This window comes from Sphingomicrobium lutaoense, assembly GCF_014195685.1.
Lineage (GTDB): Bacteria > Pseudomonadota > Alphaproteobacteria > Sphingomonadales > Sphingomonadaceae > Sphingomicrobium > Sphingomicrobium lutaoense.
Map to the genome: position 1 here is coordinate 489,791 of NZ_JACICF010000001.1, position 15,429 is coordinate 505,219.

Annotated in this window: 7 protein-coding genes and 2 pseudogenes; 7 read left to right on the forward strand and 2 right to left on the reverse strand. The window is 56.8% G+C overall.

Annotated features, from left to right (window positions below; genetic code table 11):
• The first annotated feature begins 62 nt into the window (after positions 1-62).
• The 5 genes from FHS50_RS02380 to FHS50_RS02400 all read left to right on the forward strand — a co-directional run bounded on the left by FHS50_RS02380 (position 63) and on the right by FHS50_RS02400 (position 11,552).
• A complete protein-coding gene (locus FHS50_RS02380; RefSeq protein WP_183932789.1) occupies positions 63-3,092 on the forward strand; it encodes a BPTD_3080 family restriction endonuclease in 3,030 nt (1,009 codons plus the stop codon).
• The gene (locus FHS50_RS02385; protein ID WP_183932790.1) at positions 3,089-4,969 is read left to right on the forward strand and encodes a DUF262 domain-containing protein; all 1,881 of its coding nucleotides are present in this window, start codon (positions 3,089-3,091) and stop codon (positions 4,967-4,969) included. The genes FHS50_RS02380 and FHS50_RS02385 overlap by 4 nt, the downstream gene beginning before the upstream one ends.
• Positions 4,970-5,122: 153 nt before the next feature.
• Positions 5,123-8,080 (forward strand): site-specific DNA-methyltransferase, encoded by a 2,958-nt coding sequence (locus FHS50_RS02390; protein WP_183932791.1) that lies wholly within the window; start codon positions 5,123-5,125, stop codon positions 8,078-8,080.
• A 416-nt stretch (positions 8,081-8,496) separates the two neighbouring features.
• A complete protein-coding gene (locus FHS50_RS02395; protein ID WP_221184818.1) occupies positions 8,497-9,267 on the forward strand; it encodes a hypothetical protein in 771 nt (256 codons plus the stop codon).
• 230 nt (positions 9,268-9,497) lie between these two features.
• Entirely contained in the window at positions 9,498-11,552 is a 2,055-nt protein-coding gene (locus FHS50_RS02400) for a 3'-5' exonuclease (protein ID WP_183932792.1), read from the forward strand.
• A 192-nt stretch (positions 11,553-11,744) separates the two neighbouring features.
• Here FHS50_RS02400 and FHS50_RS02405 read toward each other — a convergent pair.
• Positions 11,745-11,931 (reverse strand): annotated as a pseudogene (locus tag FHS50_RS02405) (OmpA family protein); the annotation flags it as partial.
• 601 nt (positions 11,932-12,532) lie between these two features.
• On the opposite strand from FHS50_RS02405, the gene FHS50_RS02410 reads away from it, so the two are divergent.
• Together FHS50_RS02410 and FHS50_RS02415 are read left to right on the forward strand one after the other, a co-directional pair.
• Entirely contained in the window at positions 12,533-12,772 is a 240-nt protein-coding gene (locus FHS50_RS02410) for a hypothetical protein (RefSeq protein ID WP_183932793.1), read from the forward strand.
• Positions 12,772-13,362, forward strand: coding sequence for a hypothetical protein (locus tag FHS50_RS02415; protein ID WP_183932794.1), 591 nt, complete (start codon positions 12,772-12,774; stop codon positions 13,360-13,362). Before FHS50_RS02410 ends, FHS50_RS02415 begins: the two co-directional genes overlap by 1 nt.
• Positions 13,363-13,588: 226 nt before the next feature.
• On the opposite strand, the pseudogene FHS50_RS02420 reads toward FHS50_RS02415, so the two are convergent.
• Positions 13,589-15,429: pseudogene (locus FHS50_RS02420) on the reverse strand (hypothetical protein); the annotation flags it as partial.

The window sequence follows — 15,429 nt, forward strand, 5'->3', positions numbered from 1 at the left end:
TGCGCTTTATAGCAAGGTTACATCGCCCAGATTAGTTGCGTTTTACAGGGGGGGCTGCGGTCTTGTCCGGCCAATTTTTCGAATCACCTATTCTCAATTCACCCTACGAGCGGCCGGATCGCCACTGGGAGTTGGACGCGGACGGCCAGCCGACCGGCAGAATCCAAGATGGACGTCGTCGGAGCGATCTCACAAGCCCTATTCCCAAAGCAAAGACCAAGCGCGGTGCTGGTGTCTCGCAAGACGATCTGTATGCGGACGAAAAAGGCGATGTTTACGATCCCACCGAGGTAATAAACGGAATCCGCTCGGCCGTAGAGAGCTGGCGAGAGCTCCCAGAATCGCAGTGGCGGGTCACGCCGACTACTGCGCGCCTTCTGAGGCATTGGCGAACCCACAAGTTTGCTAATCAACGACCATTTTTCTGCCAGGTAGAAGCTGTCGAGACCGTCATCTGGCTGACAGAAGTTGCCCCTAAGTCTTCATCGCAAGGGAGCCGTTTCTGGAAGCATCTTGAAGCTGCAAATGAGGCGTCAAACCCGGAACTGATTAGGATGGCGCTCAAACTTGCAACAGGTGCTGGCAAGACGACGGTCATGGCAATGCTGATTGCCTGGCATACTCTGAATGCCGTGCGGCATCCGACTTCCAAGAAATTCTCCCGAGGATTTCTCGTGGTTGCGCCGGGTATCACGATCAAGGATCGTCTTCGTGTTCTTCAGCCGAACGATCCTGAGAGCTACTACAAGAGCCGTGAGATCGTTCCGGAGGACATGATCGGTGATCTCGGCAAAGCCAAGATTGTCATCACAAATTACCATGCCTTCAAGAAGAAGGACGAAATTCCCCTCAACAAGGTACAGCAAGCCGCACTGAAGACGACACCGAAAGCGGAAAGCGACGGTGCGATGATACGCCGCGTCGCTGGTGAACTGATGGGTATGAAGCGGATCGTCGTTTTGAATGACGAGGCTCATCACTGCTATCGCGAAAGGCCCCTTTCAGACGCCGAGAAAAAGGCTCTTAAAGGCGACGATCTGAGCGAGGCAAAAGAGAACAGCGAAGCGGCGCGGTTGTGGATTGGCGGTCTCGAGGCGATCAAGCGCGAGCTCGGCCTCAACATGGTCTATGACCTGTCGGCGACGCCCTTTTTTCTGCGCGGCTCCGGTTACCGGGAAGGGTCGCTATTTGGTTGGGTAATGAGCGACTTTTCGCTCATGGACGCAATCGAATGTGGGATCGTGAAGCTGCCCCGAGTGCCGATCATCGACAACGTTTCTGGCGGCGATACGCCCATGTTTCGCAACCTCTGGGAGGTGCTTCAGAAAGAACCGGTCAAACTCCCGAAGAAGGGGCGTTCGGCGGGAATTGAATATAATCCCCAAAAGCTTCCGAGCCCATTGCTGGCTGCGATCGACGCGCTCTATGGTCATTATGTAAAAACGTTCGAGGCCTGGAAGGAAAGAGGGCATGAGGTCGACCCTGTCTTCATCGTTGTTTGTAACAACACCGCGACTTCGAAGCTCGTCCACGACTATATCGCAGGTTACGAGGTCGAGGATGAACACGGAAACAGCCGGCTCGTAGCCGGCAAGTGCAAGCTGTTCAGAAATTACGACCCTGATGGTGAGGCACTGCCGCGGATGCGGACGTTGCTAATTGACAGCACGCAACTCGAGAGCGGGGATGCTGTCAGCCCTGAATTTAAGGCGGCAGCAGCTGATGAGATCGAGCGGTTCAAGAGTGAGCTCATCCAACGAACTGGCGACCGTTTAGCAGCGGAGAAGATCGACGACGCGACAATTCTTCGCGAAGTAATGAACACGGTCGGCCGGAAGGGGCAGCTCGGCGAAGGAATTCGCTGCGTTGTTTCTGTTTCGATGTTGACCGAGGGCTGGGACGCAAACACGGTAACTCACGTCCTGGGCGTGCGAGCATTTGGGACACAGCTCCTCTGCGAGCAGGTCATCGGGCGTGCCTTACGACGGCAATCGTACGAACTTCAGGACGATGGGAAATTCGGCGTCGAGTATGCTGACATTTTCGGAATACCCTTTGATTTCACTGCTCAGCCGGTTGTGGCCCCGCCGAAGCCTCCCCCCGAGCAAGTTAGAGTACATGCGATCAGTCCTGATCGAGACAATGTCGAGATCCGGTTCCCGCGTGTCGAGGGCTATCGGACGGAAATGCCGCGAGATGTGCTCAAGGCTGAGTTCTCGCGGGATTCCACATTAGTCCTCACCCCTGACGAGGCTGGGGCGACTGAGACGAGAAACTCCGGCATCGTCGGCGAGCCTGCCGACATGACCCTTGAGCATCTCGGCGAAGTGCGCGCCTCGCGGATCCATTTCCGTTTGGCCGAATACATCGTCCGGCGCAGAATGACCGATGCCTTGGAAGCGCCAAGCGCCGGTTTGATCATGCAAATGAAAACCGTTGTGCGGCAATGGATGAACGATCACTTCAAGCCCGTGGGCGATGTTCAACCGGCCCAGCTTCTTTATTACAGCATCGCCGATAGAGTTGCCGATCGTATCATGGCGGCGGTCACCCGAGGGGAAGAGGGCGGAGGCCGGGTCGTCGCCATGCTCGATCCATACAATCGGGAGGGGTCAACTCGGAACGTCAGTTTCATGACGAGCAAGGCGCGATACGAAACGACGAACCGATGCCACGTCAATTTCGCGGTTCTCGACAGCGATTGGGAGCTGGAGTTCTGCAGGGTGGCGGACAAGCACGAGAAGGTGATCTCGTGGGTCAAGAACCATAATCTGGGTCTTGAGGTGCCTTACAACTGTGCAGGTCAAGCCCGTCGCTACGTTCCAGACTTTATCGTTCAGATAGACGATGGCCACGGCAAAGACGATCCGCTCAATCTTGTAGTGGAAATCAAGGGTTTTCGCGGTGAGGACGCCAAAGACAAAGCCGAAACAATGCGCACGTACTGGGTGACAGGCGTTAACAATCTTGGCGAGTTCGGACGATGGGCTTTTGCTGAGTTCACCGACAAATGGACCATCAAAGAAGAGTTTGAAAAGCTAGTGGCTGATTGGCTGGACGAACAGGCAGGCGCTCAGAAGGAGCTTGCATGAGCTTCGACAGTACGAAAACCAGCCTCAAGAAACTCCTCGATGATGTTCATTCAGGAAAGCTGCAGCTCCCCGAGTTTCAGCGCGATTACGTCTGGAACGAGGATGATGTACGTAGCCTCCTGGCGAGTGTTGGAAGCGGATTTCCCGTCGGTGCGCTGCTTTCGCTGGAGGTTGGCGGAGACATCCGTTTCAAGCCCCGCGGCATCAACGGCACGAGCGTCGATGAAGTTGAACCTGAGGTCCTCTTGCTCGATGGTCAACAGCGGATGACGTCGCTCTATCAGGCCGTTCTCTCGGAATCGCCGGCGAAGGTGCGCACGGCAAAAGGGAAGGCCGTCAAGCGCTATTTCTATGTCGATATCGAAGCTGCAATGTCCGGCACGGACCTGGAGGCGGCGATCGTTATGGTCCCCGAGGACCGTATTGAAAAAGGGGCGTTTGGAAAAACTGGAGAACTCGACCTTTCTTCTGCCGAGCGCGAATATGCAACGCTGCATTTCCCACTGAACCAGACGATGGACCCGCTTCCCTGGATTATGGGCGCGATGCAATTCTGGAAGGATGCCGGTGAAGACAAATCACAGCTGATCTTTCAATTTCAACAGTCGCTGCTCACAAGGATCTCGTCGTACGAGATGCCGATTATCAAACTGCTGCGGGACAATAGTCGCGAAGCCGTTTGCACCGTTTTTGAGAAGGTCAACGTGGGCGGCAAGAAGCTCGATGCGTTCGAACTCGTGACCGCAATCTACGCTGCTGATGATTTCGATCTTCGCGCTGACTGGCTTGGCGAAAAGGACAGTGACGAGCCTGGGCGTTTGGAACGGCTCAAAGGACCACAGCCGAAAAAGGGCATCTTCAAGGACCTCGCATCGACAGATTTTCTCCAGGCCTGCACAGTTCTCCACACCATGGACCAGCGAGAGGCTGCATTATCGGAGGGCAAGTCTGGCAAGGACATTCCCGCCGTTTCTTGTCGGCGTGAGATCATGCTGGGCCTGCCACTCGAAGCCTACAAGCAATATCGGGACAAAGTCGAAGAGGGATTTCGCGAGGCAGCCAAATTCCTCAATGGGCAAAAGATTATCTGGGGCAGGGACGTGCCCTATCCGCCTCAGCTTGTAGCTCTCGCCGCTTTTTTCGCTCGACGCGGGACAAAACTATCGCAGCCGGAAGTCGACAAGATTGCCAAATGGTACTGGCGAGGGGTGCTCGGCGAATATTACGGCAGTGCAACCGAGACCAAGATCGCGCGCGACGTTCCGCAGCTTATTGAATGGCTCGGTGGCGGGCCTGAGCCTCGTACGGTCTGGGACACGACATTCGATATCGACCGTTTGGACAGTCTGCGTATGCGCCTCTCTGCTGCATACAAAGGCTTGCACGCGCTTCTAATGCGCTCGGGTTGTCAGGATTTCGTCTCAGGAAAAACCGTCGACCTCATGACCGCTTGGGACGACGCAATTGATATTCATCACATCTTCCCGCGCGACTGGTGCAAGAAACAGGGCATCGAGCGGGAGCGCTACGACAGCATCATCAATAAGACGGCATTGTCAGCCGCGACCAATCGGGAAATCGGCGGGCGAGCACCCTCCGATTATCTCAATAGGATCGAGGATCGTTATGGTGTCAGTGCGGAAGCGCTCGATGCCATCCTCAAATCGCATCTTGTCGATCCAGACCTTCTCCGGGCAGATGCCTTCGATGCCTTTTACGCCGCTCGAAAACTCGCGCTCGCGGACTTGGTGGAAGAGGCTGGCGTCAAGGTAAACCGCGCGTCTCAAGACGACGAGCCTGCACTTCCGGATCCAGACTTGGAAGAGCTCGAAGTCCAGGAAAACATGCTCGATGACGCAGATGAGCAGGATCAATGAAAGACGAGCTGCGCGAACTTGTAGAATTAGTCGATCACCTCCTAGGGTCTTGCCTTGAGTTGGTCGCGCTAATCCCCAGCACACTAGTGCTTATCTTCATCATGCTTCTCCTTTTCGGCTAAAGCTGAGAAACAAATTTCTTCGGGCGAACTAATGGCAAAAAAGACCCTTACCGTCGACACACTCACCCACGACGACAAACGCAAGAACGCGCCCACAGCAGAGCTAGAGGCGTTTCTGGACGAGCAGGGCAAGGCGCCGATCCAGGTCGCTTATGAACGGCGTAATCCCGATCTCGATCCGCAGCTCGTCTGGCGCGGGAAGGATATGGCGGATTGGTCCGACCTCGTAGTTGAGGCCCCGCCGCTCTACATCCAGGAGAAGATCCACCCCAAGGCGCTGATCGAGGATCTGAAGAAAGCGAAGAAAGAGGAGCCGGAGGAGGCGCCCGACCTTTTCGCCGATTTCAACGGCATCGATCCCGAGGCAAAAACCGAATTCTACCAGCACGACCAGCATTGGTCGAACCGCATGATCCTCGGCGATGCGCTGAAGGTGATGGCGAGCCTGGCCGAAAAGGAAGAGCTCAAGGGCAAGGTCCAGTGTATCTACATCGACCCGCCCTACGGCATCAAATTCAACTCGAATTTCCAATGGTCGACAACCAGCCGGGACGTGAAGGACGGCAAGGCCGACCATCTGACACGCGAGCCCGAGCAGGTGAAGGCCTTCCGTGACACTTGGGCGGACGGCATCCACTCCTATCTTACCTATCTGCGCGATCGCCTGACCGTGGCGCGCGACCTCTTAACCGAGAGCGGCAGCGTTTTCGTCCAGATCGGCGACGAGAATGTCCACCGCGTGCGCGCACTGATGGACGAAGTGTTCGGGGAGGAAAATCACGTAAGCACCTTGTCGGTGCAGAAAACCTACGGGTTCTCATCAGACGCGATCTCAAATGTCTTGGACTACGTGATTTGGTTCGCAAGAGATCGAGATAAACTTAAGGTCAGAAATCTCTATCGTCCGAAGCCATACGAATTGGGTGAGGGCAACGCAAAATGGCTTTTGCTAGAGGATTGGACTTATCGAGGCGTTACGGCGGAGGAGCGAGAAAAAAATGCAATCCCCGATGGTGCGAAGCCCTATAACCCCGACAACCTCGTCTCTCAGGGTCGTGCCTCCGACAAACAGCCTCTCTCGTTCGCGGGCGTGGACTACGATCCATGGAAAAAGAACTCCCATTGGAAACCTTCATATCCGACAGGAATGAACCGCCTGCTACAAGCCAATCGCGTTCACGTGGCAGCGAACAGCTTCCGTTACCGCCGCTTCCACTCTGATTTCGATGTCCTTCCGTTTTCAAATATTTGGACCGACACCGGCACAGGCAACTTCACTGATGAGAAAGTCTACGTAGTCCAAACGGGCACCAAGGTCCTCGAACGCTGCATCCTGATGACCACCGATCCCGGCGATTTAGTGCTCGATCCTACATGCGGTTCGGGGACGACTGCCTATGTTGCTGAGCAGTGGGGGCGGCGGTGGATCACGATCGACACGAGTCGGGTCGCGCTCGCGCTCGCCCGGGCGCGGATTATGGGCGCGCGCTATCCGTGGTATCTGCTCGCCGACAGCCGCGAGGGGCGGGTGAAGGAAGGCGAGGTCACCCGCACTCCGCCGCGCGAAGAGCAGACCTTTGGCCGAGTGCGCCATGGCTTCGTTTACAAGCGCGTGCCGCACATCACGCTCAAGAGCATCGCAAACAATGCCGAGATCGATACGATCTGGGAGGAGTATCAGGAAAAGCTCGAGCCGCTGCGCGAGGAGATCAATCGGCTGCGCGGGCGCGACGGTTCTGATCCCGACCTGCCTCCCTTTGAGGAATGGTCGATGCCGCGCGAGCCTGGCTCGCCGTGGAGCGACGAGGCCGCCAAGGCACTCGAGAAAGCGCGCAACGAGGGGACGAGCGAGGCGACCCGCAAGCGCTGGCTCGACAAACTCAACGCCGAACTCGGGCGCGACTATTCGCTCGACGACCTTCCCGAGCATCCGGTCGATCCGTGGAACGACCCCGAGGTCGAGAAACTGCATGCCGAGTGGTGGGAACTCCGCATCGAACGACAAAAGGAAATCGACGCGTCAATCGCGGCCAAGGCCGATACCGAGTATCTCTACGACCAGCCCTATGAGGACAAAAGCCGGGTACGCGTCGCCGGGCCCTTCACGGTCGAGAGCCTCTCGCCCCACCGCGTCCCCGCGGTAGACATCGACGACAGCCTGTTCGACGAACTCGAGGCGGCCGAAGGGCGCCGCGACAAGGACGGCAGCGGCGACAGCGTCGACTTCGCCGAGATGGTGCTCGACAACTTGCGCCGCTCGGGCGTTCAGCAGGCGCACAAAGAGGACCGGCTCGCCTTCGACAGCCTCAAGCCCTGGCCGGGCAAATTCATTTGTGCCGAGGGCAAAGTGCGCCAGAGCTCGGATGAGGAAGGCACGGCCAGCCGCCGCGCCGCCATTCTCGTCGGCCCCGAATATGGCACCGTTACGCGCCCTGCGCTGACCGCGGCCGCACGCGAGGCTGCCGAAGCCGGCTTCGACCTGTTGATCGCCGCTGCCTTCAACTTCGATGCACACGCCTCGGAGTTCGATAAGATGGGCGCGCTGACCGTGCTACAGGCGCGGATCAATCCCGACCTTCATATGCCCGACCTCGCCAATACCGGTGCGGGCAACCTCTTCACCGTGTTCGGTGAACCCGACATCGAGGTGCACGACGAGGGCGACGGAATGATCTCGATCGAGGTCGCCGGCGTCGACATGTACAAGGGCGGCGAGATCATCAGCGGCGATGCCGACGAAATTGCCGTGTGGTTCATCGACACCGACTACGACTATGAAGGCTTTTTCGTTCGCCACGCATACTTCCCCGGCGCAAACGATCCCTACAAGGCGCTCAAGACGACGCTAAAGGCGGAGATCGACAAGGACGCTTGGGAAAGCCTCAAGCGCACCCGCTCCCGCCCGTTCCCGCGCCCTGACGGCGGGCGGATTGCGGTGAAGGTGATCAATCACCTCGGCGATGAGGTGATGAAGGTGCTGGAGGTTTAATGGGCAGAAAGCGCAGAGTGGGCGGCCCAGGCTGGGCAGGGGTATTCGGGTCTATGGTCGGATTGGGTCGTACCGTCACTGGTAAGAAGGGCGGCCCCCGCGGCGAATTGCGCGACAAAGGACCGCCGAAGAACTGGGGGCAGGCCCAGCGGCTCGGATGGTCGAGAAAGAAGTGGCAAAAGCACACAGATGGGCTGGTTCAGCAAGTCGAGCAGGAGCTCCTGGAAGCGCGACGACTTGTCGAGAGGCTCGAAGCTGAACGTCGAACCAGCGAAAAGCTACGACAGGACGCATATTCAAATACGAGAACCACATCTTGATGATGCGATCATTGGATGAGCTAACTGCCGTCGAGCTTCGGCTACGGGTCAACGTTGACGTCTTTGGGGCACCGGACAGGATCGAGGAGGGTTCTGTTGACGCTTCCTGACCATGGCAAAGTGAATTGCAGCCGATGCTTCTCCACTGAGAAGCCAGTTTTCGATCAATCGCAATCTGGCTGTGACAAATGGCGGCTGACGAATAATCCGCTATCATGGGGCGCTGCCGAACCCGAGGTAATCGTCTTGGGGTTTTCAAAAGGGCCAATGCAGGCAGGTTATTTGGCCACCACGCCGCACAATGAAATCGCCTTTCGGGGAGGGCGAACCCAGTTGGCGAAGATCCTTCATCATGTCGGGCTGATATCAGAAGCTTGCCCGCAGGAAGTTTCCCGCTTGATAGAGGATCCGCATGGGCGGTTCCATTTCGCGTCACTCGTTCGCTGTACTGTCGAACAGTTCGAGGCCAAGACTGGGTCTTGGATTGGAACTGGCGGAGGGATGCTTGATAAATTCGCAACCAGCGAAACTGGCAAAAAAGCAATTGGGAACTGCGTTTCTGAACATCTGGCTTGTTTGCCCGCGGTGACCAGACTCGTTGTGATGTTAGGAATGGGTAGCCTAGGGAATTACATTCGTGCTTGCCGCACCGCGTTCGCGAGGCACCGTCCGGGGACATGGCGAGACATTAACGAAGTTAGCTATACCGATGGTGACATCGTGGTTGTGCATGTCGAGCACTTCAAGTCTCAGGGCGCACTATTGCCAAATTGGTTGTCGGGAGAACTGCATCCGCGCGGCCGACTGGGATTGGCTGCCCGCGACGCCGTGAGAATGAGCAGAATTGGGTGGCTACACAATGCGTAAGAAGGCTTCACCAGTTCGAGCGGCTGGCCGTAAATCCTGGATAGCGGCGAAGAAGGCGCGAGCCGCCTACGAGGAGGCAGACAAAGAAAACGAAACATCATCGCGATGGCGAGCGGCAGCGGAGCGGGCGCGGGCTCAACTTTCGAGAGCGGCTGAGCAACCGTCTAAGTCATCCAAAAACGATTGGCGCTTGGATAACTCGCCGTCGCGCAAAGGGTAGGCGGTTTGTAATGACGCTTCTTTACGCTTCTACCTTTGCTGACTCCCTGGGAAAGCTCACCCACCAGGAACAAAAGCAAGCAAAGCTCACGGTAATGGATCTTGCGCTCGATCCACGGGGCAACGGGTTACAGATGCATCGCATCGACAAGGCTGAAGGCTTCTGGTCCGTGCGTGTCAATCGCGACCTGCGGATTATTCTACATCGCGATGGTGACGACGACCTGTTAGCTTATGTCGATCATCACGATGACGCATACGCCTGGGCTGAACGAAAGCGCCTCATACCGCATGAGCGGACCGGCGCGATGCAGTTCGTCGAAGTTCCTGTCGTTCAAGCTGCCGAAGGCGATGATCAAGGCTCGTCGTCATATCATTATCCGCATGTGGACTACACGGCGCTGCCCGTGGCGGCCTCCCGACCGTTCGTAAGCTTGACCGATGATCAATTGCTTGACGTTGGCGTACCACGTGATTGGCTCGATATCGTCCGTGACACTGAAGAGGCGCACGTCGAAAGTTTGTTTGACCGATTGCCTGGCGAAGCGGCCGAGGCGCTTTTAGACTTTGCGACCGGCGGTCGTATAGAAGACCATACCGCTCCCGTGGCTCCGGCCGGTTCGGACCCATACCTGCATCCCGACGCGCAACGCCGGTTCCGCAAGGTAGAAGGTCTCGAGGAGCTCAAAGCAGCGCTCGAAGCTCCGTTCGAAAAATGGGCCATTTTCCTTCACCCCGCTCAGCGCTCTTCTGTCGAGCGCGACTGGAGTGGACCAGCGCGCGTGTCCGGCAGTGCGGGGACCGGGAAGACGATCGTGGCTCTGCATCGAGCGGCCCACTTGGCCAAGGATGTCGACGCGAAGGTTCTTTTGACGACTTTCTCACCGGCGCTCGCGAAGAATTTGGAAAGCAAGATGGACTTGCTGCTCGAGGCGCAGAAGGATCGACGATCACGCGTCGATGTTCGGGCGATCGATGACGCTGCGCGAGAGCTTTTCGAAAAATGGATAGGCGCCCTTCGGCTCGCGGACTTGGTCGATGCCCGACAAGCAATTGAAGATGCCGTATCCCGAGGTCTTGGAGCTGGCCATTCGACTGACTTCCTGCTCGAAGAATGGGAAGAAGTCATTGACGCTTGGTGCGTTCGCGATGTCGGAGAGTACGGTTCAATCCCCCGTATTGGTCGCAAAATCCGCCTTGGCCAAAACCAACGTGAGAGCGCTTGGGAAGTGTTTGCGTTCGTCCGAGAACGCCTTATCGAAAAAGGTCTTATCACTTGGGCGGATGTCTACAAGGAACTGGGGCACCGTGTGGCCGCCGGCGAAGCGTTCCCCTACTCGCACATAGTAATCGACGAGGCTCAGGACCTTTCAGTTGCTCAAGCAAAGTTTCTGGGCAAATTAAGTGCCGCGGGGGGTAATAGTCTCTTCTTCACTGGCGACTTGGGCCAACGAATTTTTCATCTGCCGTTTTCTTGGTGCCGTCTCGGAATCGATGTGCGGGGACGCTCGCAGATCCTCAAGGTATGCTATCGCACCTCACACCAAATTCGATCAGCTGCGGATCGGCTTCTATCCGGCGAAATTGTTGATCAGGATGGCATCGTCGAAGTGCGCCGAGGAACGGTATCTGTCTTCGATGGCCCGTCGCCCAAGTTAGAGCTTTTCGATAATGCCGAAGATGAGATCGCCGCTGTCATCGAATGGGTTCGACGCCGAGTTGAGGAAGGGATTGCTCCTTCCGAAATCGGCATCCTTGTTCGGGATGTTGATCAATTAGGACGCGCCCGACGAGCAACTGCAGGGTACGATGACGTGAGTGCAATCGTGATGCACGACGCCAAGGGCCTCGAATATCGAGCGGTGGCAGTGATGGCGCTTGATGAAGACGTAATGCCTTCGGCTCGGCGCCTGAGTGAAGTGGGTGATGTTGCAGATCTGGAAGCGATCCACGAGACCGAGCGTCACCTCCTATATGTGGCTGCAACCCGTGCTCGTGATCATCTCCACGTCAGCGGAGTCGCGCCAGGCTCGGAATTTCTCGACGATATCGGTGTCCAGGTTTAACCATGGGTCGCGCTCCCTCAGGCAGTTTGATCAAGCGAGGGTTGCTTCCAGTCAAGGATCTGTCACCTAGCGCACGAATTACCGGCACAGCAAGGAAGAGCCAAGGAGGGGCGGACGCACTGGGTCCGATGAACATCGAAGGGCGGTAGCGATATCCTGTAGAGGCTTGTGCCGCCAGAGACCGTTCGAATTTTAGTCGCCGGGCTGCTCGATGCCGTCGACGGCCTTGCCGACAAGGACGTTGACCGCAACGCGATAGTTCTGTGCCCTGCCTTGCTCGGTTGTGTTGTCAGCCGCCGGGTCAGCCTCGGCCATCCCGGTGGGGGCAGCATGCGGTATGGCGCCCAGCCGCATTTTTTTGCTGCAAGGTGTTGACCACCTTACGCATCGCGATCTCGTCAATTTCAATTGGAAATCCGAAAAGCTTCGCGGGTTTTTGGACGCCGTAGCTAGCCATGCGCGCGATGGCCCGGGCGATTTTTTGCCCACACGATAACGAACAAAAATTGGTGTGTTGGGTGAGCCAATCAGCTCTCGCTTTGGGGCTTCCGAGTCAACCGGTCGATGCGAGCTTCTTTTTTCCCCTCCCAGGGTCTTGGACAGAAAATCGGAATATCTCCGAATATCCACGAAATCTGTCCACAGCCCCCCGCTTTGATATACAAAGACGCATTTATGTATAGCAGAAGGCCCCTGTCTAGCTATACAAATTGAACAGGCGCAATACCGCTGAAATGGGGAACCCATTTTAGCACGTTCGATTTGGCTGCGGACCATCCTTGCATCTTACTTTTTGCGTTGTTGGAGGGTAGGGCTGTGTCACGAGAAGGGCCTCATTTGGACAGCTTTCGGCTTCGTCAGCCGGGGCCTCACGACCACCGAAGCGGTGCTCACCGGCAGGCTAAAATAGACAGACTAAATGCAAGCAAGTTCTCATCGACTGGGCCAATGAGAGGAAAGGCTGCTCGCAACTTGAAGGCTTGGTTGTTGCGGAAAAGGCAGCTCAAGAAAAGGAAGCATCACCGATGCAAGAATTGCCAAGCCCGTTCGATCGCCCACGGCTCGACCCTTTTTCTGAACCACGCGCAAAAGCGATGCAACTGATGCTCGCTCTCGCAACACTCATCGATGGTTTCGTTGCCCATAATGGGGCAGAGCGAGAACGAGGTCTTAAATTCGGCGCCGCGTTTCTATCGTTAGCTCTGCAGGAGCGGCTCTGATGGCAACGGGAAAGTCGGAAGCGCCGGTGACCCTCGCTCTAAAGCCTTTCTGGGACGGCGGCCCGGACGACCCGTTCAGCTTTGCCCGCTTCAATTGGGAGGCAGGCTCGGGCGAACGGGAGAGCATCGCGGCGAAATTTCTTGCCAAGCGCCGCCCTGGGACGAAGGAGAGCAGTGTCGACACCGCCGAGCGGGTCGAGTTGCTATTGCCCGCCGATGCCCCCGAAATCTACGCGGATCCCGACTTGCTTGTTAGCGAGTACGAGAAGTCGCTGTCTGCGAAAGACCGGTTGGCCTTCGCACAGGTCACCATGCGCTTCGCAAACGCGATAAACCTCCACGGTCCTTATGAAGTCGCAAGACAATGGTTACGCGAAGAATATGTGACGGGCAGGGGGCTTCCGCTCCTGCTCGTGCTCCATGCGCCCTTTCGCAAAGGAAGCGCCAATCCGCCCCACGTCCATGCGATGGTGCTGCCGCGAAAGCTGACCCGGTTCGGCTGGAGCAAGGTCGATCGTCGGCTGGGCTCGGATGGCGATCGGGCCGCTGCACGTGAGGACTGGTTGGCAACCGCCGCCGCGCAGCTATAGTGCCGACAAGAGGTGCGAATGGGTCGCAATAACTGTGCCCCTAATTGTGCCCCTAGCTGTGCCCCAAGGGCATAGCGCCCCATGCTGATCCGTTTGTTTTCAGTGACTTAGAAAAATTATGAGTGGGGCATAGAATCCTGCCGCCCCAGCCAATCTTCCCACGCGATCTTCAAATCGGCATGACAAATGCGGCGAGTGGATCAGTTCCTAGCGTTTGACCTCGGGATTACTTGGCTACGATTGAAACCAATCCTCTAAGTTCAGATGCTGCAGTATCGCTCGCTTCTGCGCCTAGGTCGAACGAAAGTCGTGCGGTATCCCCCAGGCCAATATCGAATGCATAACCAGCATCGAGACGGAATCGTCTAATTCCTGCTGCTTCCTCGAGTTCGACATCAAAATAGGCGTATCTTCCATCGGCAGAACGACGCCAAAGTCGACCGCCAGCTTGGAATCCACATGTTATCCCTGATTCGAAGAAATCGCTTTCGCAGAGTCCACCAGCTGTCAGATCAAGTCCAGTTCCCGGCTTCATCCCGCTTGGCCCGAATGCAGCGAGGGTCAAGGGTACGCTAATTCGTGTCGCACTTATTTTTCCTAGGTCGAAGGCTTGGCCGTCTTTACGTTCTGAATCGAGCGAGACGCTCAGCTTAGCTTCGTGCAGACTTTCGGTGGCGTGCGACACAACAGCATCGATGGTGAGGGGACGATTGCCGAGTGAAGTTTGGCCCCGCAGAACCCCGCCAACGATCAATCGTTCGCCGGAAAACTCACCTTCCATTGACAGATCGTTTTCGACCAGAGCGAGTTCATACCAGCTCCGTCCATACCCGACGAAAGCCCCAGCCATAAGATCTTCGTCAATACGAATGCGCCCGTAAACCTGCCCGGTCAGGCCGAAGTCAGACACATTGCTCTTGCTAAATCCGTCAATAGAATCCGTTGCGGTCGATCCAATGACGTTGAGGCCAATCTTGGCACCGTCGGAGAGGTTCTTTTCGAGACGCAGTGACGCAAATCCGCGCACACGGCTGTTTCCAGCGAGGCGCGAGAAAGTCGCTCCTCCATCCACAAGCATGCGGAGACTTTTCCCGCAGGTAGATAGAGCATTTTCAAACTCCACGTTGGCGTTTTGCGAAATTTCATTCGCATTAAGTGCGCCGGATATGCTCTTTCTCTGACGGCTACCCGAGCAGGAAGAATCTCCGATCATCAATTCTTCGTTGTAACTAAGCAAATCGCTCAATCCTACGAGTGCATGGGTACGCAACCCTTCTTTCAGTGCACCGCTAATCGCATCGACGCGCTGTTGTAATTCTTCCATATCAAGCACAGTCACATCCAGAATGATGCGGGATTTGTTGCCCTGCTCATCGGTGGCTTCGATGACCAACACATAAATGTTATCTAGATTCGTGTCGGTCGGGGCCTCGAAATCGGGCGCGTTGCGGAAATGCAAATGGCCGTTATTACCAATCGAGAATTCCCCTTGGTCGTCTCCGTCGACAATTGCCCAGGTGACTGGCTCGTCGCTTCCGAATTCAGCAACGTCTGCCTCGCCTTCCATAACTTGGAAGGACACCGCGCTTCCTGCTACTGAAGTGCCGTCCACAGAGACGGTCGGGGCGGTGTCGTCGACATTGGCGATGGTAACGGTGATTGTCTGCGAAGCGACATTGCCGTCTGCATCTTGGGCTTCGACAATCAGGACGTAGCTGTTGTTGCGGTCGCTGTCGGCGGGGTTCTCGAAATCGGGCGGTGACACGAAGGTGATCGTCCCGTCGGGCGCGATGTCGAACTGCCCCTGGTCATCGCCGCCCGCGATCCGCCAGGTGACGGGCTCGTCGCTGGTGAGCCGGGTTACCGTGCGCGATCCCTCCTCGACAGTCACATCGGCACTTGCCGCGCCAGCATCGCCGGACGGACCCCCGATCAGTGGGGCGGTGTCGTCGACATTGCCGACGGCAACGGTGATCGTCTGCACCGCGCTGTTGCCCGCGGCGTCGGTCGCCGTCACCTCGATCACATAGGCATTGTCGCCATCATCGTCGGCAGGGTTCTCGAAGT

Excerpts from the sequence above, each read along its gene's own strand:
- FHS50_RS02390 (WP_183932791.1), top strand. The coding sequence starts at position 5,123 with ATGGCAAAAAAGACCCTTACCGTCGACACACTCACCCACGACGACAAA.
- FHS50_RS02400 (WP_183932792.1), top strand. The coding sequence starts at position 9,498 with ATGACGCTTCTTTACGCTTCTACCTTTGCTGACTCCCTGGGAAAGCTC.
- FHS50_RS02385 (WP_183932790.1), top strand. The coding sequence starts at position 3,089 with ATGAGCTTCGACAGTACGAAAACCAGCCTCAAGAAACTCCTCGATGAT.
- FHS50_RS02415 (WP_183932794.1), top strand. The coding sequence starts at position 12,772 with ATGGCAACGGGAAAGTCGGAAGCGCCGGTGACCCTCGCTCTAAAGCCT.